17 protein-coding genes are annotated in these 20,434 nt (G+C 65.7%); 5 read left to right on the forward strand and 12 right to left on the reverse strand.

The genetic code is table 11. The features are described from left to right. Positions 1 to 9 precede the first annotated feature (9 nt). A complete protein-coding gene (locus NYR55_RS03175) occupies positions 10 to 912 on the forward strand; it encodes an acyl-CoA thioesterase II (RefSeq protein WP_260019793.1) in 903 nt (300 codons plus the stop codon). Between the two features lie 15 nt (positions 913 to 927). Further along, entirely contained in the window at positions 928 to 1,326 is a 399-nt protein-coding gene (locus NYR55_RS03180) for a DUF4174 domain-containing protein (protein ID WP_260019794.1), read from the forward strand. A gap of 9 nt (positions 1,327 to 1,335) precedes the next feature. On the opposite strand, the gene alaS is transcribed toward NYR55_RS03180, so the two are convergent. The 11 genes from alaS to smpB all read right to left on the reverse strand — a co-directional run bounded on the left by alaS (position 1,336) and on the right by smpB (position 16,009). Further along, complete coding sequence (alaS, locus tag NYR55_RS03185) at positions 1,336 to 3,996, reverse strand: alanine--tRNA ligase (RefSeq protein WP_260019795.1); 2,661 nt, start codon at positions 3,994 to 3,996, stop codon at positions 1,336 to 1,338. A 326-nt stretch (positions 3,997 to 4,322) separates the two neighbouring features. Continuing rightward, complete coding sequence (locus tag NYR55_RS03190) at positions 4,323 to 5,576, reverse strand: Xaa-Pro peptidase family protein (RefSeq protein ID WP_260019796.1); 1,254 nt, start codon at positions 5,574 to 5,576, stop codon at positions 4,323 to 4,325. Then, positions 5,573 to 6,883, reverse strand: a complete 1,311-nt coding sequence (locus tag NYR55_RS03195; protein WP_260019797.1) for a dicarboxylate/amino acid:cation symporter — start codon at positions 6,881 to 6,883, stop codon at positions 5,573 to 5,575. Before NYR55_RS03195 ends, NYR55_RS03190 begins: the two co-directional genes overlap by 4 nt. Before the next feature lie 113 nt (positions 6,884 to 6,996). Beyond that, positions 6,997 to 7,836 carry a hypothetical protein gene (locus NYR55_RS03200; RefSeq protein ID WP_260019798.1) on the reverse strand — a complete coding sequence of 280 codons (840 nt, stop codon included), beginning with the start codon at positions 7,834 to 7,836 and terminating at the stop codon, positions 6,997 to 6,999. Between the two features lie 13 nt (positions 7,837 to 7,849). Beyond that, positions 7,850 to 8,476, reverse strand: coding sequence for a glutathione S-transferase (locus tag NYR55_RS03205; RefSeq protein ID WP_260019799.1), 627 nt, complete (start codon positions 8,474 to 8,476; stop codon positions 7,850 to 7,852). A gap of 178 nt (positions 8,477 to 8,654) precedes the next feature. Next, entirely contained in the window at positions 8,655 to 9,734 is a 1,080-nt protein-coding gene (gene recA, locus NYR55_RS03210; protein WP_279338667.1) for a recombinase RecA, read from the reverse strand. A gap of 139 nt (positions 9,735 to 9,873) precedes the next feature. Then, positions 9,874 to 10,233 carry a response regulator gene (locus tag NYR55_RS03215; protein WP_260019800.1) on the reverse strand — a complete coding sequence of 120 codons (360 nt, stop codon included), beginning with the start codon at positions 10,231 to 10,233 and terminating at the stop codon, positions 9,874 to 9,876. A gap of 39 nt (positions 10,234 to 10,272) precedes the next feature. Continuing rightward, complete coding sequence (locus tag NYR55_RS03220) at positions 10,273 to 12,720, reverse strand: ATP-binding protein (RefSeq protein ID WP_260019801.1); 2,448 nt, start codon at positions 12,718 to 12,720, stop codon at positions 10,273 to 10,275. Positions 12,721 to 12,818: 98 nt separating this feature from the next. After that, positions 12,819 to 14,840 (reverse strand): M13 family metallopeptidase, encoded by a 2,022-nt coding sequence (locus NYR55_RS03225; protein ID WP_260021536.1) that lies wholly within the window; start codon positions 14,838 to 14,840, stop codon positions 12,819 to 12,821. A 103-nt stretch (positions 14,841 to 14,943) separates the two neighbouring features. Then, positions 14,944 to 15,534: a DUF2062 domain-containing protein gene (locus NYR55_RS03230; RefSeq protein WP_347709651.1), complete on the reverse strand. Its 591-nt coding sequence runs from the start codon at positions 15,532 to 15,534 to the stop codon at positions 14,944 to 14,946. Then, complete coding sequence (gene smpB / locus NYR55_RS03235; RefSeq protein WP_260019802.1) at positions 15,527 to 16,009, reverse strand: SsrA-binding protein SmpB; 483 nt, start codon at positions 16,007 to 16,009, stop codon at positions 15,527 to 15,529. Before smpB ends, NYR55_RS03230 begins: the two co-directional genes overlap by 8 nt. A 248-nt stretch (positions 16,010 to 16,257) precedes the next feature. Between smpB and NYR55_RS03240 the strand changes: the two genes are divergently transcribed. Further along, positions 16,258 to 16,644 (forward strand): hypothetical protein, encoded by a 387-nt coding sequence (locus tag NYR55_RS03240; RefSeq protein ID WP_260019803.1) that lies wholly within the window; start codon positions 16,258 to 16,260, stop codon positions 16,642 to 16,644. An 89-nt stretch (positions 16,645 to 16,733) separates the two neighbouring features. Here NYR55_RS03240 and dapA read toward each other — a convergent pair whose 3' ends face one another. Then, positions 16,734 to 17,615 (reverse strand): 4-hydroxy-tetrahydrodipicolinate synthase, encoded by an 882-nt coding sequence (gene dapA, locus NYR55_RS03245; protein WP_260019804.1) that lies wholly within the window; start codon positions 17,613 to 17,615, stop codon positions 16,734 to 16,736. Positions 17,616 to 17,684: 69 nt separating this feature from the next. Between dapA and NYR55_RS03250 the strand changes: the two genes are divergently transcribed. Together NYR55_RS03250 and NYR55_RS03255 are read left to right on the forward strand one after the other, a co-directional pair. Then, positions 17,685 to 19,670, forward strand: a complete 1,986-nt coding sequence (locus tag NYR55_RS03250; RefSeq protein WP_260019805.1) for a lytic transglycosylase domain-containing protein — start codon at positions 17,685 to 17,687, stop codon at positions 19,668 to 19,670. 183 nt (positions 19,671 to 19,853) lie between these two features. Further along, a complete protein-coding gene (locus NYR55_RS03255; protein ID WP_260019806.1) occupies positions 19,854 to 20,342 on the forward strand; it encodes a GreA/GreB family elongation factor in 489 nt (162 codons plus the stop codon). Positions 20,343 to 20,434: the final 92 nt, after the last annotated feature.

Below are 20,434 nucleotides of genomic sequence, written 5' to 3' on the forward strand. Positions count from 1 at the left end.
GGACCGGACATGACGGACCAACGGCGCGCTGATACGGCCGAGGGGCTGGTCGCCCAGCTGATCGCGCTGCTCGATGTCGAACGGATCGACACCGACCTGTATCGGGGTGCGCGCCAGCCCGAGGGCGTCGGCCGCGTGTTCGGCGGGCAGGTGATCGCGCAGGCCTTGCAGGCTGCCCAGCGGTCGGTGGAGGACAAGGTCTGCCATTCCCTCCACGCCTATTTCATGCGGCCCGGCGACGAGCGGCACCCGATCATCTATCGCGTCGTCCGCGATTTCGAAGGGCGCAGCTTCGCCAATCGCCGGGTGATCGCATCGCAGGGCGGGCAGCCGATCCTGAACATGATTGCATCCTTCCAGATCGAGGAAGCGGGCATGGCGCATCAGGATGCAATGCCCGACGTGCCGATGCCGGAGGCGCTGCGATCCGAGCGGGAATTGCGCGCCGAGATCGAGGCGCAGGTGCCGGAAAAGCTGCGCCGCTTTTTTCTGCGTGCCCGGCCGATCGAGATCCGCCCGTGCCAGCCGCGTGACTGGTTCCGCCCCGATCCCAGGCCGCCGCGTCAGGCAAGCTGGCTGAAGACCGCGACTGCCCTGCCCGACGATCCGGCGCTGCACCGGGCGATCCTGGCCTATGCCAGCGACATGACGCTGCTGGGCACCTGTACCCTGCCGCACGGGGTCAACTGGATGACGCAGGGGTTTCAAACGGCGAGCCTGGATCACGCCCTGTGGTTTCATCAGTCGTTTCGCGCCGATGACTGGCTGCTCTATGACTGCGACAGTCCATGGGCAGGCGCGGCGCGGGGGTTCAACCGGGGGCAGATTTTCACCCGCGACGGACGGATGGTGGCCAGCGTCAGCCAGGAAGGGCTGATCCGGATGCGCAATGCGGAGCCTCAGGCGGGCTGAGGCGTTCAAGACGCCATGACCGCTCTTCCCACCCTGATCGCCGCGCTCGCCCTGCAGTCCGCCCCGACGCTGGAGGCGATGCGGTGGGAGAAGCGGGTCATCGTCCTGTTTGCCGACGACGAAGGCAGCGCGGCGCGACAGCGGGGGATGCTGAGCGACCGGATGGGCATGGCGGAGCGTGACCTGCACCTGATCGAGGTGATCGGTGATCGGGTCAGCGGCACCAGCACGCCGGCGGACGATCTGCGCCGCCGGTTGAAACCGGAGGGGCCGTTCACCCTGATCCTGATCGGCAAGGACGGCGGCGTAAAGCTCCGCTCGGCCGAGCCGGTCAGCGCCCGCCAGCTGTTCCAGACGATCGACGCCATGCCGATGCGGGCCAGCGAAGGAAAGGTCCGCCAGAGCCCGTTCTAACCCGGCGGATCAGGCCGCCGCGGCGACCCCCTCCATCGCAGACTTTACCGCTGCCAGCGCATCCGCGCCCCTGGTCCCGTCGGGTCCGCCGCCCTGAGCCATGTCGGGACGGCCACCGCCACCCTGACCGCCGAGCGCAGCCACGCCCGCCTTGACCAGATCGACGGCGCTCAACCGGCCGACCAGATCGTCCGTGACGCCAACCGCGATGGAGGCGCGGCCGTCATTGACCGCGACCAGCGCGACAACACCGCTGCCGACCCGCGCCTTTGCCTCGTCCACCGCACCGCGCAGCGCCTTGGGGTCGAGGCCGTCGAGCACCTGACCGATGAAGCTGGTACCGGCAACCTGTTCGGGACCGGCAGGCGCAGCCGCACCGCCACCGCCCAGCGCCAGTGCCTTCTTCGCCTCGGCAAGCTCGCGCTCAAGCCGCTTGCGTTCCTCCATCAGGCTGACGACGCGGGCGGGCACCTCGTCCGGCGCGGCCTTCAGCGCAGCCGCAGCCTCACGCAGCTTGGCATCGCGGTCGGCGAGCCAGAGACGAGCGCCCTCCCCGGTCAGCGCCTCGATCCGGCGGACGCCAGAGGAAACCGCGCTTTCGCTGACGATCTTGAACACCGCAATGTCGCCCGTGGCGCGGACATGAGTGCCACCGCACAGCTCGACCGAATAATGCCGGTCGGTCAGCCGGCCCATGGACAGCACGCGGACCTCGTCGCCATATTTCTCACCGAACAGCGCCATGGCACCGGCGGCGATGGCGTCGTCGGGGGTCATCAGCCGGGTGCTGACCGTTTCGTTGGCGCGGATTTCGGCGTTCACATCCGCCTCGATCAGCGCGATTTCCTGAGGGCTGAGCGCCGAGGGGTGCGAGAAATCGAAGCGCAGGCGATCGGCGGCGACCAGCGAGCCCTTTTGCGTGACATGACCGCCCAGCCGGTTGCGGAGTGCAGCGTGCAGCAGGTGCGTGGCCGAGTGATTGGCGCGGATGGCGTCGCGGCGCTCGACATCGATGGCAAGCTTGACCGTGTCACCTACCGCAATCTCGCCAGCCTCGACGCGGGCCTGATGGGCGTGCAGACGGCCAAGCGGCTTCGACGTATCGTCAACAATGACGCGCAAGCCCTTGTCATTGCTGATGATCCCGGCATCGCCAGTCTGGCCACCACTTTCGCCATAGAATGGTGTCTGGTTGGTCAGCACGATCACGCTGTCGCCCGGCCCGGCCCGGTCGACGCGGGCGCCATCCTTGACGAGGGCGACCACCTGTCCCTCCCCCTCAGTCGAGACGTAACCGGTAAACTCCGTGCCGCCCTGTTCCTCGGCAATGTCGAACCAGACATCGTCGCTGGCCTTGGCCCCCGATCCCTTCCATGCGGCGCGGGCGGCGTCCTTTTGCCGCTTCATCGCGGCATCGAACCCGGCGCGGTCAACGCTCATCCCGGCCGGGCGCAGCGCATCCTCGGTCAGGTCATAGGGGAAGCCATAGGTGTCGTAGAGCTTGAACGCGGTTTCGCCGGGCAGGGTATCGCCCTCGCCCATCTCCGCCGTCGCTTCGTCCAGCAGCTTGAGGCCATTGGCCAGCGTCTGGCGGAACCGGGTTTCCTCCTGCAGCAGCGTCGCTTCGATCAGCGGCTGTGCGCGGACGAGTTCCGGATAGGCAGCGCCCATTTCCGCGACCAGTTCCGGCACCAGACGGTGCATCAGCGGATCCTTTGCACCCAGCAGATGCGCATGACGCATCGCGCGGCGCATGATGCGGCGGAGCACATAGCCGCGCCCTTCATTGGCGGGCAGCACACCATCGGCGACCAGGAAGCCGGCAGAGCGCAGGTGATCGGCGATAACGCGGTGGCTCGCCTGATGATCGCCCGTGGTGGCCGATCCGGTCAGCGCACCGCTGGCGGCGATCAGCGCCTTGAACGTGTCGGTGTCGTAATTGTCGTGGACGCCCTGAAGCACCGCAGCGACCCGTTCCAGCCCCATGCCGGTATCGATGCTGGGCCGCGGCAGGTCACCGACAATCTCGTCCGCTTCCTGCAGATGCTGCATGAAGACGAGGTTCCAGATTTCGACGAAGCGGTCGCCATCCTCCTCCGGCGATCCGGGCGGGCCGCCCCAGATATGGTCGCCATGATCGTAGAAGATTTCCGAGCACGGGCCGCAGGGGCCGTCCGCGCCCATCGCCCAGAAATTATCCTTGGTCGGGATGCGGATGATGCGTTCTTCGGGCAGGCCCGCGATCTTTTTCCACAGGTCGAACGCCTGATCGTCGGTGTGATAGACGGTGGCGGTCAGCTTGTCCGCAGGCAGGCCCCATTCGCGGGTCAGTAGCGTCCAGGCGTGCAGGATCGCCTGTTCCTTGAAATAATCGCCAAAGCTGAAATTACCCAGCATTTCGAAGAAGGTGTGGTGCCGGGCGGTGTAGCCGACATTGTCGAGATCATTGTGCTTGCCCCCGGCGCGCACGCATTTCTGCGACGAGGTGGCGGTGGAATAGGGCCGGGTTTCAAGGCCGGTGAACACGTTCTTGAACGGCACCATCCCGGCATTGACGAACATCAGCGTCGGATCGTTGTGCGGCACCAGCGGCGCGGACTGGACGCGGGCATGGCCCTGACCCTCGAAATAGTCGAGGAAGGAGCGGCGGATATCGTTCGTCGAGGTCATGCTGCCGACTTAGTGGCGCAAAGCCGTTCGCTCAAGCGAAACGGTTCGATCAGGGTGAGCGGGGAACGGTTGACAGTTTTGACACTTTGAACGGGTTTTTCGCCGGACGCGACCGGGACGCGGCAGCACCGCGACGATGAGGGCCGCGTGCGCGGAGCACGCGTCAATGGTGCCGGGTGTGGCACGATGGACCCCGGCCTGCGCCGGGGTGACGGACGGGAGCTGGTCCGGCGAATGCGTTCAGACATCCGCAGAGTGGAGCAGGCGAAATCCTACTTGTGAAGGGGGTGTCCGCTGTCGCTGTCGCGGCAGGGCCATGCCGCCCATCATCCCACCGGGTCGTCGATCGAGCGGGCCGGCTGGCTGAACCATTTCGGGCCGGTGCCGGTCATGTGGAAGCAATCCTCCAGCCGGATGCCGAACTTGCCGGGCAGGTAGATGCCCGGTTCGTTGGAAAAGCACATGCCGGGCGCGAGCGGCGTCGATTCGCCGCGAACGAGGTTGATCGGCTCATGCCCGTCCATGCCGATGCCGTGGCCGGTGCGGTGCGACAGGCCGGGCAGTTTGTAATCCGGGCCATAGCCGAGCGAGGCGTAATAGGCGCGGACGGCGTCATCCACGCTGCCCGCGGGCGCACCGATGCGGGCGGCGGCCAGGGCCACGTCCTGTCCCCGGCGCATTTCGCCCCACACCTTGCGCTGTTCCGGGGTCGGCGTGCCGTGGACGAAGGTGCGGCTGATATCGCTTTCATAGTCATGGACCACGGCGCCGCAGTCCATCAGCACCACCTCACCCGGCGTCACCCGCTGCGGCTTTCGCGTGCCGTGGGGATAGGCCGATGCCTCACCCAGCAGGATGAGGTTGAAGGCGACTTCGCCGCCCAGTTTGACCGTCGCGGCGCTCATCATCGCGGCGATGTCGCGTGGGGACATGCCCGCATCGATCCGCGGATGCGTCCAGCGATAGGCGGCCATGGTGACGTCGGACGCGGCCTGCATCAGCGCGATTTCGGCGGGCGTCTTGATCATGCGGCAACCGCGCACGACCGGATTGGCGGACACGATCAGGCGCGCATCGCCCAGCGCGCGGGCAAGGCCGTCGACCGCGAAATAGCGGGCGGTTTCCTCGATACCGATCCGGCGGCCGGCAAGGCGGCGTTCGCGCAGCCAGCCAGCGACCAGGGCCAGCGGATCCTCATGCTCCTGCCAGACCCGCACATCGGCCGTGATGCCCAGCGTTTCGCGGACCGACGGTTCCTCGAAAAACGGAGTAACGATCAGGGGATCGCCCTCCACCGGCAGGACGGCGGCGGTCAGCCGTTCGCTGCGCCCCCAGCGGACGCCGGTGAAGTAGACCAGGCTGGCGCCCGGTTCGATCAGCACCGCGCCGATGCCCGCGGCCTTCATCAGCGATTGCGCGCGGGACAGGCGGGCGCGGCGCTCAAGCGCGCCGATGGGCCGGGCCCCGCCGGTAATGGGCGACAGTGCCGACAGGTCCGGCTCCATCGCCCGGGCAACCGCGCTGAACCCCAGGGGGGCGAGTGCGGCCGTGCCGATCAGCGCGCGTCGGGTCAGCCTCATGCGGGCAGCGGCTCGTCCGCGCCGTCCTCCCCCGACGCGACCAGGGTGGCGAGCGCGAGGTCGCCGGTGACGTTCAGCGTCGTGCGGCACATGTCGAGGAACCGGTCGACGCCAAGGACCAGGCCGATCCCCTCCGGCGGGACACCGACCATGCCGAGGATCAGGGCGACGACCGGCAGCGATCCGGCAGGGACGCCCGCCGTGCCGATGCCGCCCAGGATGCAGATCAGCATCACCGTCACCTGTTGCCACAGCGACAGATCGACGCCGAAGAACTGCGCCAGGAAGATGACCGTCACCCCTTCGAACATGGCCGTGCCGTTCTGGTTCGCGGTGGCCCCGATGGTGAGGACGAAACGTCCGACCTTTGCCGGCAGTTTCAGCTTTTCATCCGCCACGCGCAGCGCCGTCGGCAGGCTGGCGTTCGAACTGGCGGTGGAAAAGGCCATCACCATCGCTTCCTGCACATCGCGGAAGAACTGAATGGGCGAGCGTTTGGCGACGATCATCAGCAGCGCGGGAAAGATGACGAACATCTGGACGCCGAGCGCCAGCACGACCACGCCGACATAGGCGGACAGGCGAACGAGCAGGTCCCATCCGAACAGCGCGGCCAGATTGAACATGAAGCAGAATACCGCAATCGGGGCCAGACGGATGACGACGCCGATCAGGCGCATGGAGATTTCGAACAGGCCCTGCATCGCGCGCTTGATCGATTCCGTTTCCGGCCGGTCGACCAGCACCAGCCCGATGCCGAAGAACAGGGCAAAGAACATCACGGCCAGGATGTCGTTGTTCGCCATGGCGGTGACGATGTTGGTCGGCACGATGGCGAGCAGCGCGTCCATGCCGCTGGGCGTCGTGGCGGTGCGTTCCAGGATCGATCCGGCCGCGCCCTTGCCATCGGCCAGCATCTGGCGCGCGACGTCGGGATCGACGCCGCTGCCCGGTTGCAACAGATTGACCAGCACCAGGCTGACGATGACGGCGATGGTCGATGCGACGATGGTCCAGCCCAGCGTTTTGAGGCCGATGCGGCGCAGCGAGCGGATTTCGCCCATTTCCGCGATGCCGACGACCAGCGCCGAGAACAGCAGCGGGATGACCAGCATGAACAACAGGCGCAGGAACAGCTGGCCCAGCGGCGCGGTGACATAGGTGGTCAGCGTCTTGACCCAGGCCGCATCGCCCGCGCCGTAATGCACCGCCAGACCGATCAGCAGGCCCGCGGCAAAGCCGATGCCCATCTGCCATTGCAGCGACAGGCCGCGCCCCCCCTCGCCCGTTACCGTCGCTGTCGTCATGCCGTATGCGTCCCCTTATCCTGCCGTAGCGCCGCCAGCCTAGCCGGGGGGTCGGGCACAAGTCGAGACGGGCGCCACAAAAAACGCTGCGTTGCGGCGAAGACGGGCGACGATCAATCCGCCGTTACCGGTCGTGGCGGCCGCCATTCGCGTCCGATGACCAGCGTGTCCCCCGTCACACCCGGCGTGGCTGGCACCGCTTCGATCATCGGGCGATACGCCCAGACATCGCCGCCGCCAACCAGCGCGAAGCCATAGCTGACATGATCGGCGTCCGGCGCAATCGGGCCGATCTCAACCATCACCGGCGTCCAGCCGCGCGTCCCGGCGAAGGGCTGCGAATTGGTGTTGCCGCCGTTGAGCAGCCGCCTGGGCCGCTCTGCCTGTTCCGGCCGAGCGGCGGGATCCTGGGCGCCGGATGATTCGGGTTGTTGCCACGCCGTCCCGGCGGCCGCCCAGAAATTGACCTGATCGACGGCATGCGCCGCTACCCACAAGGTGAAGCGGACCCGCTGGCCGCGATAGGGCGCCGCATCGACGATCCGGCGAAAGGCCGCATGATTGGCGCCGCCATTGCGTGCCCCGATGCACATCGGCGCGCCGTCGGCAGGCGAGCGGAACACATAGCGGTGAAGCCCGATGCCGGTGCGCTGCCAATAATCCGGGCCAGTGATCTGTTCGGCATTGGGGACAAAGGCAAAGCCACCCGACTTGCCCGGGACGACCGTCATCAGGCTGGAGCCGTCCCATCCGCTGGTCACGTCCACGGCGTTGGCCGGATCGTCGCGCAGCGGCGTGCAGCGCCGCACGCGACCGTTGACCACGATCCCGGCGACGCCGTTGACGACGATATCCGGCCCGTCATCGGACGGGGGAGCCGCCACCTGGGCATCCGATCGGGACACGGCGAATGAACCGGTCAGGCCGGCAAGGACCAGGCCGGCGATGGCCAAGTGCCAACGGCGATCACGCATAGGCATAGGGGCCGCCGGCGGCGAGCGCGGCCTGATAGGCGGGGCGGGCGTGGATGGTGTCGAGCCAGGCGGTGGTCGCGGGGTAGCGGCCGTCCAGCCCGGCGCGGGACCGGGCGGCCTCCAGCGGGAAGCTCATCATGATGTCGGCGGCGGTAAAGGACTGGCCGGCGAACCACGGGCGGCTGGCAAGTTCCGCCTCGACATAATCGAGATGGACGTCGATCATCGGCTGAAGCTTTTTCTGCGCGATGCCGCCGAGCAACGGCACCTTGGACAGCACCAGCTTGACCAGCAGCGGCGGCATCAGCGACCCTTCGGCATAGTGCATGAAAAACGTCCAGCGCAGGGCATCGTCGCGGTGCGACGGCGGGCCAAGGCGGCCATCGGCATGATGGACCAGATAGTCGATGATCGCGCCGGTTTCCGCAACGACGCGGCCATGATCCTCGATCACCGGCGACTTGCCGAGCGGATGAACCCGCTTCAGCTCCGGCGGGGCGAGCATCGTGACCTTATCCCGCTGATAGCGGATCACCTCATAGGGCAGGCCAAGTTCCTCGAGCATCCACAGGATGCGCTGCGACCGGGAGTTTTCGAGGTGATGGACGCGAAGGGTCATGGCGGTGGCTCCGTGAAGCGGCGGTCAGTGCGGACTGACCGTTGCAGCAATGTTGGACCGGTTTCGCCGCCGGGTGTCAATCGGCGGGGCGGGACGGGATGAACCGCAAAACGAGCGCGGCCCGGTGGACGTTCCACCGGGCCGCGCCGATCCTTATCCCTGCCGCAGCAGCAGGCGATTACATGTCGTCGACATCATCCTCGGCATCGGGGCCGGTCATCATCTCCTCGGCCACCTTTTCCGTGCGCGCACGGATCGCTGCTTCCAGCTTGGCGCACAGTTCGGTATTTTCCTTGAGGAAGGTCTTGGCGTTTTCGCGGCCCTGACCGATGCGGACGCTGTCATAGCTGAACCAGGCACCCGATTTTTCGACCAGGCCGGCCTTGACCCCCAGGTCCAGGATCTCGCCGATCTTCGAGATGCCCTCGCCATACATGATGTCGAATTCGACCTGCTTGAACGGCGGAGCGACCTTGTTCTTCACCACCTTGACCCGCGTGGCGTTGCCGATGATGTCGTCGCGGTCCTTGATCTGGCCGGTGCGGCGGATGTCGAGCCGGACCGAGGCGTAGAATTTCAGCGCGTTGCCGCCGGTCGTGGTTTCCGGGTTGCCGTACATCACGCCGATTTTCATGCGCAGCTGATTGATGAAGATCACCATGCAGCGCGAGCGGCTGATCGAACCGGTCAGCTTGCGCAGGCTCTGGCTCATCAGGCGGGCCTGAAGGCCGACATGGCTGTCGCCCATCTCACCCTCGATTTCCGCACGCGGCACCAGCGCGGCGACCGAATCGACCACCAGCACGTCGATCGCGTTCGACCGGACCAGCGTGTCGGTGATTTCCAGCGCCTGTTCGCCGGTATCCGGCTGAGACACGATCAGTTCGTCGATGTTGACGCCCAGTTTCTTGGCATAGACGGGATCGAGCGCGTGTTCGGCATCGACGAAGGCAGCGGTGCCGCCCGCCTTCTGCGCCTCAGCAATCACATGCAGGGCAAGCGTGGTCTTGCCCGAGCTTTCCGGGCCATACACCTCGATCACGCGGCCGCGCGGCAGGCCGCCGACGCCAAGCGCGATATCGAGGCCGAGCGAGCCGGTGGAGATCGCCTCCACCTGCATCGTTTCCTTTTGCCCCAGCTTCATCGCCGAGCCCTTGCCGAACGCGCGGTCAATCTGCGCCAGGGCGGCGTCGAGCGCCTTTTGCCGATCCGTGGAAGTCGCCATATCGGTGTCGATCACCTTCAGTTTCGCGGCCATTGTTCGTCCCCGTCGCTAGAAGAAATGCGTCATGCGTTCAATCGAATTGAACGTCATGTATCGCATTTGTTCCATGGGAACAAGTGGGGAACGAAAATGAACCCGCCCGTGCCAAAGGATTGGCCGGAACCAGCGGCGATCAGCCGATCAGCTGCGCCAGCGTCCGTTCGACCTGATCCAGTGTAAAGGGTTTGGCGAGGATCGGGCGGCCATGATGTTCGGCACGGATATCGTCGCCGCCGCTGCCCGTCGCCAGCGCAAAGGGGATGTTCGCCGCCGCCAGCGCATCGGACACGGGCCAGGACTGTTCGCCGCCGCGCAGATTGACGTCGACAATCGCCGCATCGAACCCGCGCGCATCGACCATGGCCAGCGCCTGATCGACGCTGTCCGCCTGTCCGGCCATGCTGTGGCCGAGCAGGTCGAGAAAATCCTCGATCATCATGGCGATCAGTGGCTCGTCCTCAACAACAAGGATACGGGCAGGCGAAACGGTCATGCAACAATCCTATCGACGCGGACGTCGCATCGCCAGCGTTCATTGCGCCGTCATAACGTCTCGCGCGGCTTGTGCAAGTTGTTGGACCGAAAAGGGTTTTGGCAAAAATGCCACATTGTCGATCGTGATCTGCTTGCGCGCCTGTTCCTCGGCATATCCGGACATGAACAGGATGGGCATGGCGGGGAACGCTTCCCGGACATGGCCAACCAGGGTCGGGCCGTCCATCACCGGCATGACGACGTCGGTGATGAGCAGGTCCGGGCGCAGGCCATCGCCCAGCATCTGCATCGCAACCTCGCCATTTTCGGCGGTCAGCACGGTATAGCCCTGACGCGACAGCGCGCGTTCGGCGACGGCGCGGACCATGTCCTCATCCTCGACCAGCAGGATGGTGCCGGTGCCCCACAGGTCGGGCGGCGCAGTGGCCCCCTCTGCCCGCGCGGCGGGCGCGGACGGGCCGCGGACGGGCCGGGCCGTCGGTGCCGTGGCGCGGTGGACGGGCAGATAGATGGTGAAGGTCGATCCGTGCCCCGGTTCCGAATCGGCAAAGATATAGCCGCCCGACTGTTTGACGATGCCATAGACGGTGGACAGGCCGAGGCCCGTGCCCTTGCCGGTTTCCTTCGTCGTGAAAAAGGGCTCGAAGATCTTTGCCTGAATCTCCGGCGGGATGCCCGACCCGGTGTCGGACACGCGCAGGGCGGTGTAATCGCCCTCTGGCAGCACGCCGTCGCCGCGCCTGCGGATATCGGCGGCCGTCACCGACAGCGTTTCGATGCGCAGCACGCCGCCGCCATTGGGATGCTTGGCCAGCATGGCATCGCGCGCATTGACCGCCAGATTGACGACCACCTGTTCCAGCTGACCCGGATCGGCGCGCACGGGGCCAAGGCCGCGCCCGTGCTGAACCACCAGATCGACGGTTTCGCCCAGCAGCCGTTTGAGCAGGGCCGACACCTCCGAAATCACGTCCGGCAGCTGAAGCACCTGCGGCCGCAGCGTCTGTTGCCGCGAAAAGGCGAGCAGCTGACGCGTCAGGCTGGCGGCGCGATTGGCGTTGGACCGGATCTGCTGAATATCGTCATGATCGCCGTCACCGGGATCGTGGCGCATCAGCATGAGGTCGCAATGCCCGAGGATTGCGGTCAGGATATTGTTGAAATCGTGCGCGACGCCGCCGGCGAGCTGACCCACCGCCTGCATCTTGATCGCCTGCGCCACCTGACGCTTCAGTTCCTGTTCCTCGCCCGTATCCTTGAACGCGAGCATCACCCGGCCGCGCGCGATCGTGCCCAGGCTGGTAATGCGCAGCGATACGGGTTCATCGGGGCGATCGCGCATCCGCACGGGCAGGTCGGTCGCCCGCGACCCCGGCCGGGCAACGCGGTGGATGGCATCGGCAAGCGCGGCCTTGTCCTCCCGCACCACCAGATCGCCGGGCCAGGTTGGCCGCGTGGCGGCGGTCGTGCGCGTGGCGCGATAGAAGCCGTGATTGACGCAGGCCAGCCGCCCCTGTTCGTCGAGCAGCGCGACGCCGCCCGGCAACAGTTCGATCATCGATTCCAGCCATGATCCGGCATCGGCATGGGTGAAATCGGGGCCGGGGCGATCCTCCTCGTCCACCATCGCCAGCAGGATGGGGGTTTCGTCATCGGGATGATCGGCATCGTCCAGCGGCACCTGAAAGAAGCGCAGCAGACCGCCCCCCTCCCCCTCTCGCGACAGGCGAAAACGGCTGACATCGTCATCGACCGGCGCGATCAGGGGGGTCATGTCGCGCCCGGCAACCGGCGCGGCCGCATCGCCCAGCGCGCGCTGGCGGAACGCGCGGGATGCGGCGACCATGCGCCCGTCGCCCTGAACCAGAACGGCCATCACCCCCGCCCGCCCCAGCCGGTCGCCCAGCACGCCGGACAAAAGGTCGGGCAGCGCCGACAGCCGGGTCGCCTCATCCGACAGGGTAAAGCGCCAGATCAGCCCCTGTGCCCCGCCACGCGTGATCCGCGCCGTGACCGGCAGGCCGTCGAGGATCAGGTCATCGGCCTGTCCCGACCCGCCCGTCCATGCCGTGCGCGCCGCCATGGTCAGGCTCGCAATGTCCTGATCGTTCATCGGCATCAGCGGGGGTGCGGGCAATGCCGGAAAGCGTTCGGCATAGGCGGCGTTGACGAACACCAGCCGGCCCGCGCGATCGGTGACGGCCGCCGGATCGTCCAGCGCATCGGCCAGCGCACGGGCCATCGCCCAGTCCGGTTCGACCGCATCGGCATCCGAAACCGGCGCGGCGCTGCGCCGGGCAATCAGGGCGGCACAGGCAACTGCAACAAGGGCGACCGCAGCAAAGCCGGCGGCAAAGCGCGGATCGCGCACGAACCAGAGGATGAGGCCCGCCGCCACCAGAACGGCGACGGCAGCAAGCACGGCCGGTACGGGACCGGCCGGCGCGGGCAGTGAATCGGCAGAGCGAACGGGAGAACTGGCCATGATATCCCCCGGTTGTCCGATCCCCCCGGGCCCCGGTCAAGCGCCACGCAAAACAGTGCGGCCGGGCATCAGAACGCCCGGCCGCAGGAACGCCGTTCTTACCAGATCCGGACGCGCTGATCCGGCGCCAGATACAGCTTGTTCGTCGGCTGCGGGTTGAAGCCCGCATACCAGGGATCAAGGTTGCGCACGACCCAGCCGCGCTGTTCCGACGGCGAGTGCGGATCGGTCAGCAGCCGCTGACGCAGGTTCGCCTCGCGATAGTTGCGCCGCCAGATCTGCGCCCAGCCAAGGTAGAAACGCTGTTCCGGCCCGAACCCTTCCAGCACGGGCGCGGCCTTGCCGTTCAGCGAATGCTGATACGCATCCCATGCGACGGTCAGCCCGGCCAGATCGGCGATGTTTTCGCCCAGGGTCAGGCTGCCATTCACCTTGACGCCCGGCAGCGGTTCATAGCCGTCATACTGCTTGACCAGCTGCGCGGTCAGCGCATCGAACCGCTTCACATCCTCGGCCGTCCACCAGTCGGTCAGCGCGCCATTGGGATCGTACTTGCGGCCCTGATCGTCGAAGTGATGGCTGATTTCATGGCCGATCACCGCGCCGATGCCGCCATAGTTCACCGCCGGATCGGCGTTGGGATCGAAGAAGGGCGGCTGAAGGATCGCGGCGGGGAAGACGATCTCGTTCATCACCGGATTGGCATAGGCATTCACCGTCATCGGCGTCATGCCCCATTCCCATTTGCGGATGGGCTGGCCCAGCTTGCTGAAATTGTCGCGGTGCGCCCACTGATTGGCGCGCAGATTGTTGCCCAGCGCGTCGCCTGCGCGGATTTCCAGGTCGGAATAATCCTGCCAGCGGTCGGGATAGCCGATCTTTGGCGTGAAGGACGCGAGCTTCGCCCGTGCCTTTGCCTTGGTTTCCGGTGCCATCCAGGTCAGCGCATCGATGCGGCGGCCCATCGCCTCGGTCACGTTGCGGACCAGCTCGTCCATCGCCGCCTTGGTTTCCGGCGGGAAATATTTGGCGACATAGAGCTTGCTGACGTCATCCGACAGCGCGCCGGTGGTGAAGTTGACCGCACGCTTCCAGCGCGGTTCCTGTTCCGGGGTGCCGGACAGGGTGGTGCCGTAAAAGGCGAACTGTTCGCGGTCGAACTGTTCCGGCAGCACATCGGCAAAGCCGCTGAGCGAGCGGATCAGCAGCTGATCCTTCAGCACCGAAACCGGCGTTGCGGCGATCAGTTTGGCGATGCCGGTGACCGCGCTCGGCTGAGCCACGATGACGCTGTCGACATTGGCGCCCAGCCCCTTGAAATAGGTGGCGAAATCGAACCCCGGTGCCTCGCGCGACAGCTGGGCCAGCGTGCGCTTGTTATAGGTTTTTTCCGCGTCGCGGCTCTCGGTCCGGGTCCAGTGGACCTTTGCGATGGCCGTTTCGAAATCGAGCAGCGCCTTGGCCCGCGCATCCGCATTGGGTTCGCCCGCCAGCGTCATCATCTTGGTCAGATAGGCCAGATACGCCTCGCGCACCTTTACCTGCCGCGGTTCGGCCGACAGGTAATAGTCGCGGTCGGGCATGCCGAGGCCGCTCTGCACCATCGTCACGGCATAGACATTGGGGTTCTTGTCATCGTTGTTGACATAGGCGCCGAAGGGACCGCCGACGCCGTTCTTCTGCGCGTCGGCCACCAGCGCGGGATAGCCCGCCTTGTCCTTCAGCGCCTTGATCTGGCCCAGCCAGGGCTGAATGGGCGCAAGGCCGGCCGCGTTGATCGCCGCGGTATCGAGGTACGAGGCATAGGCGGTGCCGATCTTGCTGTTCGCGTCGCCCTTGGTCGCTTCCAAGATTTCGCGCGTCCGCTTGCTCGACAGGTCGTCCAGCACGGTAAACATGCCGTAATTCGACTTGTCGGCCGGGATCGGCGTCGCCTTTGACCAGGCGTCGTTGGCAAAGGCGTAGAAATTGTCGCCCGGCGCGATGCTGCGGTCCATGCCGGCCGTGTCGAAACCGAAGCTGCCATAGGTGGGCGGTGCCTTTGCCGCAGGCGCTTCGGACGGGGCCGAGGCGGTTTCCGCCGGGGTCGTGGTCGCTGTGGGCGCGCAGGCACCGATCATGGTCGCGCTGGCAAGAAGAGACAGGGTGAGAGCGGACAACCGCATGGACGCTTCCTTCACACAAGAATGAGGATGCGCTGTCTTAGTCCGCTGTTACGCCCGGTCAACCGGTCGGACGCTGGTTTCGAACGCCCGATGCCACGGTGCTGCGCGACCGGCGCCATTTGCGGCCGATCCACCAGCGCCAGCCGAGCGCCGTGCCGAAATAGGCGATGATCGCGCCAAGGATGGAAAACAGGACAAGCCCGGTCAGCGTCGCCGGTCCCGCTTCGACGAACAGCCAGTCGAGCCAGCCGCGATTGGCGGCGGCGGCACCCGCGCTGATCGGATTGCCGGGCAGCTTTTCATCCAGCCGCAGCAACCATTTGCCGACGACATAGGCGGCAACCCAGATGGGCGGCGTGGTGAAGGGGTTGGTGATGAACGTGGTCGCCGCCGCCGCCGGAATGTTCGCGCGCAGCGGCAGGGCGAGCAGCGCGGTCGCCGGAATCTGCGCCACCGGCACCATGATGCCGGTCACGACGCCCAGCGCGACGCCGCGCGGCACCGACCGGCGGGTAAAGCGCCACAGCGACGGGGCCAGCACGCGATTGGCAAAGGGCCGGGTCAGCCGGTGATCAGCCAACTGTTCGCGGGTCGGCATGGCCGCCAGAAAGCGGTCGATCAGGCGACGACCCGCCACCGGATCAGCCACGGTCGCGCAGCAGGCGCTGCTGCTCCCGCTTCCAGTCGCGTTCCTTGATGGTCTCGCGCTTGTCATGCGCCTTCTTGCCCTTGGCCAGTGCCAGCTCGACCTTGGCCCGGCCGCGCCCGTTGAAATACACGGACAGCGGCACCAGGGTCATCCCCTCGCGCGCCACCGCGCCGTGCAGCTTCCTTATCTCGCGCTCATGAAGGAGCAGTTTACGCGGGCGCTTGGGTTCGTGATTATACCGGTTGCCATGGCTAAATTCCGGGATGGTCGAATTGACCAGCCACACCTGGCCATCCTTTACCTCGGCATAGGATTCGACGATCGACCCCTCGCCAAAGCGAAGGCTCTTCACCTCTGTCCCGGTCAGCGCGATCCCGGCCTCATACACCGTCTCGATCGCATAATCGAACCGGGCGCGCCGGTTCTCGGCGACGGTCTTGGCTTTTTCGAACAGGGCGGGACGCGGGCGGGCCATGGAGCGCGCGATGTAGGGAGGCCGGACACGAAAGGGAAGCGGGAAGCGCGAAGGGGAAGCGGAGACCTTATGCCGCGATGTTGAGGACGAGGGCTTTGGACATAACGAGCCACTGGCCGTTTACGAACGGATGACGGATCGGTGGCTTTTTTTCGATTAGCAACTTTTCTAAGCACCCTCAACAATATCGGTTCGAACCCGAATGAAATAAAGCGTTGCACTATTAAGTGCCGTCGTTTAAATTATTCTTGATTAAAATTTTATCTAAAGTTAATAAATTTTTGGAGTTTTATAGAATGATTATAAATTTATTGTTGTTTTCTGCCATGCCGATATTGAATGCACCCTTATCGGGATATAATTCTGCAGACGATTTAACTATGGCACAAGCAATGGAATGTCGAGTTTACACAAAATTTGCAATATCTTTGTCTTTATCAGATGATTACCAACGTAATATTTATAAAAAGCAATTTTTATATTGGAAAAAGGTAACTGAAGATCTGGGTAAGAAGTCAAATCTTTCGCCAGATATTATCGATATGCGATCTAACGCTATCCCACTAAAGGCTGATCGAATTGATTCGACTTTAGCTTCCTGCCTATCGGCAACGCCAAGGAAAGCGTTTCGTTGATTGATCGGAGCAAGCAATCGACTGTCTGTCGTTAACGAATCGTCACAATTGAGCAGGAAGCCGAAGGACCACTTTCGGGAGGAATGCCCCTAAATCAGCCCCGCCAGCGCCAGCGCGGCGTCCACCGCCGCGCGGCTTGCTTCGCCCGGCGGGGTCATGGGCAGGCGCAGTTCGGTGGGAAAGCCCGTGCGGACGCGGCCGAGCGCGTACTTCACCGGGCCGGGCGAGGCGTCGGTGAACAGCGCGTCGTGCAGCGGCCAGAGCTTGTCCTGAACCGTCAGTGCAGCGGCATAATCGCCGGACTGGCACGCGGCCTGAAATTCGGCGCACAGGCGCGGCGCGACATTGGCGGTGACCGAGATGCACCCCACCCCGCCCATCGCGTTGAACGCCAGTGCCATGTCGTCATTGCCCGACAGCTGGACGAAATCCGCCCCCGCCGCCGCGCGCTGGGCCGAGACGCGGGCGATGGCGCCGGTCGCGTCCTTGATGCCGACAATGGTCGGAAACGCATGGGCCAGCCGCCCGATGGTGGAAACGGCGAAATCGGTGACCGTGCGGCCCGGCACATTATAGAGGATGATCGGCAGGTCGCAGGCGTTCACGATCGCCTCAAAATGCCGGAAAATCCCCTCCTGATTGGGGCGGTTGTAATAGGGCGGGACCATGAGGGCATAATCGGCGCCCATGTCCTGTGCCGCGCGGATATTGGCGATGGCGACGCGGGTATCATTGGACCCGGCGCCCGCAATCACCGGCACGCGCCCAGCGGCCTGTTCGACGCAGACGCGGACGATGCGGAAATGCTCCTCCGCCGTCAGCGTCGCCGCCTCTCCCGTCGTGCCGCAGGGGACAAGCGCCGATGAGCCCTCGGCAATCTGCCATTCAACAAAATCGCGGTAGATGCTCTCCACAAACGCGCCGTCGACGAAAGGGGTGACGAGCGCGGGGATCGAACCGGAGAGCGACATGGACGAAAAACCCTTTTCCCGCGACGATTGCGGCTGGCCAATAGGGCGGCATTCCGTATGATGTCCAGTATGCAGCACTGGTTTTGGCAGAGTATCGCCTGGATCGCCAGCGGCACTGGCCTGTTCGCCGGAACCGCGGCCGTCATCGCGCCCCAGGAAATCGTCCAGCCGGTGCCCGGAAGCGGCACAGCGGCGGCCCCCGTCCCCTATGACCCCATTGCCACGACGATCGACGGGTGGCGGCGGTTGCAGCAATCGGACAATCTGTCCTTTTCCGAATATGCCAATTTCATGCTGGCCCATCCCGGCTGGCCCGGCGAGCGCAGCCGCCGTGCGGCCGCGGAAACCAGCCTGTCGGGGATCGGGGACCCGGCGCTGGCCGACCGGTTCTTTACCCGTTTTCCCCCGCTGACCGGGGCGGGCCATGCCCGTCATGCCGAGGCGCTGGCCGCGCTGGGCCGCACGGCAGAGGCAAGCGCCGCCGCGCAGCGGGCGTGGCGCGCGGGCAGCCTTCGCCCGCAGGACGAGATGCTGATCCTGACGCGGTTCGGCGCCGCGCTGACCCCGGCCGATCACGATGCGCGCATGGACCGGCTGCTGTGGCAGAACGCGACCAGCACCGCGCAGCGCCAGCTGGGCTATACCTCGCCCGCCATGCGGTCGATGTTTGCCGCGCGCCTTTCCTATCGCACCAATGCCGCCGACGCCGCGCTGTTGCCGCCTGACCTTGGGCGGAGCGACCCCGGCCTGATCGCGGACCGGGCAAGCTGGCTGCGCAACAACAATCAGAGCATTGCTGCCCGCGCGCTGCTGGCCCAGCCGCGCCAGCTGACCACCCTGCCCGCCGATGCGGAAAAATGGTTCGAGGTGCTGTTGACCAATGCCCGCGCGGCGGCGGCGGACGGGCAGCATCTGGTGGCGTGGCAGATCGCGTCGCAGGTCGATGACGCCTATCCGGCGGGCACCGATGTCAGCGTGAAATCGCTGGGCGAGCGGGACGATTATACCAGCCTGGTCTGGCTGGCCGGCACCACGGCGATGGACCGGCTGGCGCGGCCGGCGGACGCGGTGGGGATGTTCAGCCGCTATGGCAACGGGTCGCGCACGCCGCAGACCCGGTCGAAGGGCTATTACTGGGCAGGCCGCGCGGCAGAGGCTGCGGGCGACCGTGCGGGCGCGCAGCAATGGTATGCGCGGGCCGGCGGCTATCCCGACCTATACTATGGGCAACTGGCGCTGGAGCGGCTGGGCCAATCCTATCGCGCGCCGGGGCAGAGCCAGATCATGGTCGGCGACGATGCCCGCCGCACGTTCATGAACCGGGAGGTGGTGCGCGCCGCCCGATATCTGGGCGCGACGGGTCAGCGCAAGGAACAGACGCTGTTCGTGCGCCAGATCGCGAATGACGCGACCAGCGACACCGATCATGCGCTGGCCGCCGAGCTGGCGGGCACACTGGGCCGGCCAGACCTGGGCGTCATGGTGGGCCGGTCGGCGCTGCTGAACGGCCTGTCCGATTATACCGCCGCGGGTTACCCCTCCATCGCGGTGCCGATGGGTCAGGATCAGCACTGGACGATGATCCACGCCATTGCGCGGCAGGAAAGCCAGTTCGACCGGGAAGCGATCAGCCATGCGGGCGCGCGCGGCATGATGCAGCTGATGCCCGGCACGGCGCGGGAACAGGCGGGCAAGCTGGGCCTCAGCTATGACGCATCGGCGCTGACCCGCGATATCGGGTACAACATCCAGCTGGGCAGCGGCTATTTCCAGCGGATGCTGGATTATTATGGCGGCAGCTATCCGCTGGCCGTTGCGGCGTACAATGCCGGGCCGGGCAATGTGAACAAATGGCTGGCCGCCAATGGCGATCCGCGCACCGGCAGCGTGGACATGGTCCGGTGGGTCGAGGCGATCCCGATTTTCGAGACGAAGAACTATGTCCAGCGCGTACTGGAAAACGCCGTCGTCTATGACCTGATGCACCCGCAACGGGCGCGATCGCGCGGGCCGCACCATATGAGCTGGTATCTGGGCAAGGGACAGCCGGGCTGAGGCGCCGGGCCGACACCGTTCGGGTGTGATCCCCGAAAGCCTTGCACTCCGGGACCCACGCGGAGGCTGGGGCTTTCCTTGAGATGGATCCCGGACAGCTCGATTTTCTGATCAACTCTGCGATTTGAAGAAAATCGGCTTCCGGGATGACGATTGCGGGCGGATGGCGCTATGCCCCCGGCCATGGAACAGCGCCCCAATTTCATCACCCCTGCCGGCTATGCCGCGCTGAAGGCGGAATATGACCAGTTGTTCGGTGACGAGCGGCCGAAGCTGGTCGAGGTGATTTCCTGGGCAGCGGGCAATGGCGACCGGTCGGAAAACGGCGACTATATCTATGGCCGCAAGAGGCTGCGCGAGATCGACCGGCGGCTGGGCTGGCTGGCCAGGCGGATGAAGGCCGCGCAGATCGTCGATCCCGCCCGGCAACAGGATCGCAGCCGCGTGTGGTTCGGCGCGACGGTGACCATCGTGGACGAGGAGGATCGCGAGCGCGTCCTGACCCTGACCGGGGATGACGAGGCGGATGCGGGCAGCGGACGGGTGGGATGGAACGCCCCGATCGCGCGGGCATTGCGCGGGGCGGCGGTCGGCGACCTGCGCCGTGTGATGCTGCCGGCGGGCGAGAAGGAATATGAGGTGACGGCGATCACCTATCCCGACGCAGCGTAACGGACCGCATTTCGCGCCGGAACGCCTTTAAACCCGCGCCAGCCGGAGCAGGATGGCGTGGCCCGGCGCGTCAATTCGGGTTAGGGTTGGCG

The organism is Sphingomonas sp. BGYR3, assembly GCF_025153455.1.
Lineage (GTDB): Bacteria > Pseudomonadota > Alphaproteobacteria > Sphingomonadales > Sphingomonadaceae > Sphingomonas.

What these genes read in the sequence shown, in the direction of transcription:
- NYR55_RS03180 (WP_260019794.1), top strand. Translation starts at nt 928, where the DNA reads ATGACCGCTCTTCCCACCCTGATCGCCGCGCTCGCCCTGCAGTCCGCC.
- NYR55_RS03215 (WP_260019800.1), bottom strand. Translation starts at nt 10,233, where the DNA reads ATGACCGTTTCGCCTGCCCGTATCCTTGTTGTTGAGGACGAGCCACTG.
- NYR55_RS03190 (WP_260019796.1), bottom strand. Translation starts at nt 5,576, where the DNA reads ATGAGGCTGACCCGACGCGCGCTGATCGGCACGGCCGCACTCGCCCCC.
- NYR55_RS03255 (WP_260019806.1), top strand. Translation starts at nt 19,854, where the DNA reads ATGGAACAGCGCCCCAATTTCATCACCCCTGCCGGCTATGCCGCGCTG.
- dapA (WP_260019804.1), bottom strand. Translation starts at nt 17,615, where the DNA reads ATGTCGCTCTCCGGTTCGATCCCCGCGCTCGTCACCCCTTTCGTCGAC.
- NYR55_RS03175 (WP_260019793.1), top strand. Translation starts at nt 10, where the DNA reads ATGACGGACCAACGGCGCGCTGATACGGCCGAGGGGCTGGTCGCCCAG.
- alaS (WP_260019795.1), bottom strand. Translation starts at nt 3,996, where the DNA reads ATGACCTCGACGAACGATATCCGCCGCTCCTTCCTCGACTATTTCGAG.
- NYR55_RS03205 (WP_260019799.1), bottom strand. Translation starts at nt 8,476, where the DNA reads ATGACCCTTCGCGTCCATCACCTCGAAAACTCCCGGTCGCAGCGCATC.
- smpB (WP_260019802.1), bottom strand. Translation starts at nt 16,009, where the DNA reads ATGGCCCGCCCGCGTCCCGCCCTGTTCGAAAAAGCCAAGACCGTCGCC.
- NYR55_RS03220 (WP_260019801.1), bottom strand. Translation starts at nt 12,720, where the DNA reads ATGGCCAGTTCTCCCGTTCGCTCTGCCGATTCACTGCCCGCGCCGGCC.
- recA (WP_279338667.1), bottom strand. Translation starts at nt 9,734, where the DNA reads ATGGCCGCGAAACTGAAGGTGATCGACACCGATATGGCGACTTCCACG.
- NYR55_RS03225 (WP_260021536.1), bottom strand. Translation starts at nt 14,840, where the DNA reads ATGATCGGTGCCTGCGCGCCCACAGCGACCACGACCCCGGCGGAAACC.
- NYR55_RS03195 (WP_260019797.1), bottom strand. Translation starts at nt 6,883, where the DNA reads ATGACGACAGCGACGGTAACGGGCGAGGGGGGGCGCGGCCTGTCGCTG.
- NYR55_RS03250 (WP_260019805.1), top strand. Translation starts at nt 17,685, where the DNA reads ATGCAGCACTGGTTTTGGCAGAGTATCGCCTGGATCGCCAGCGGCACT.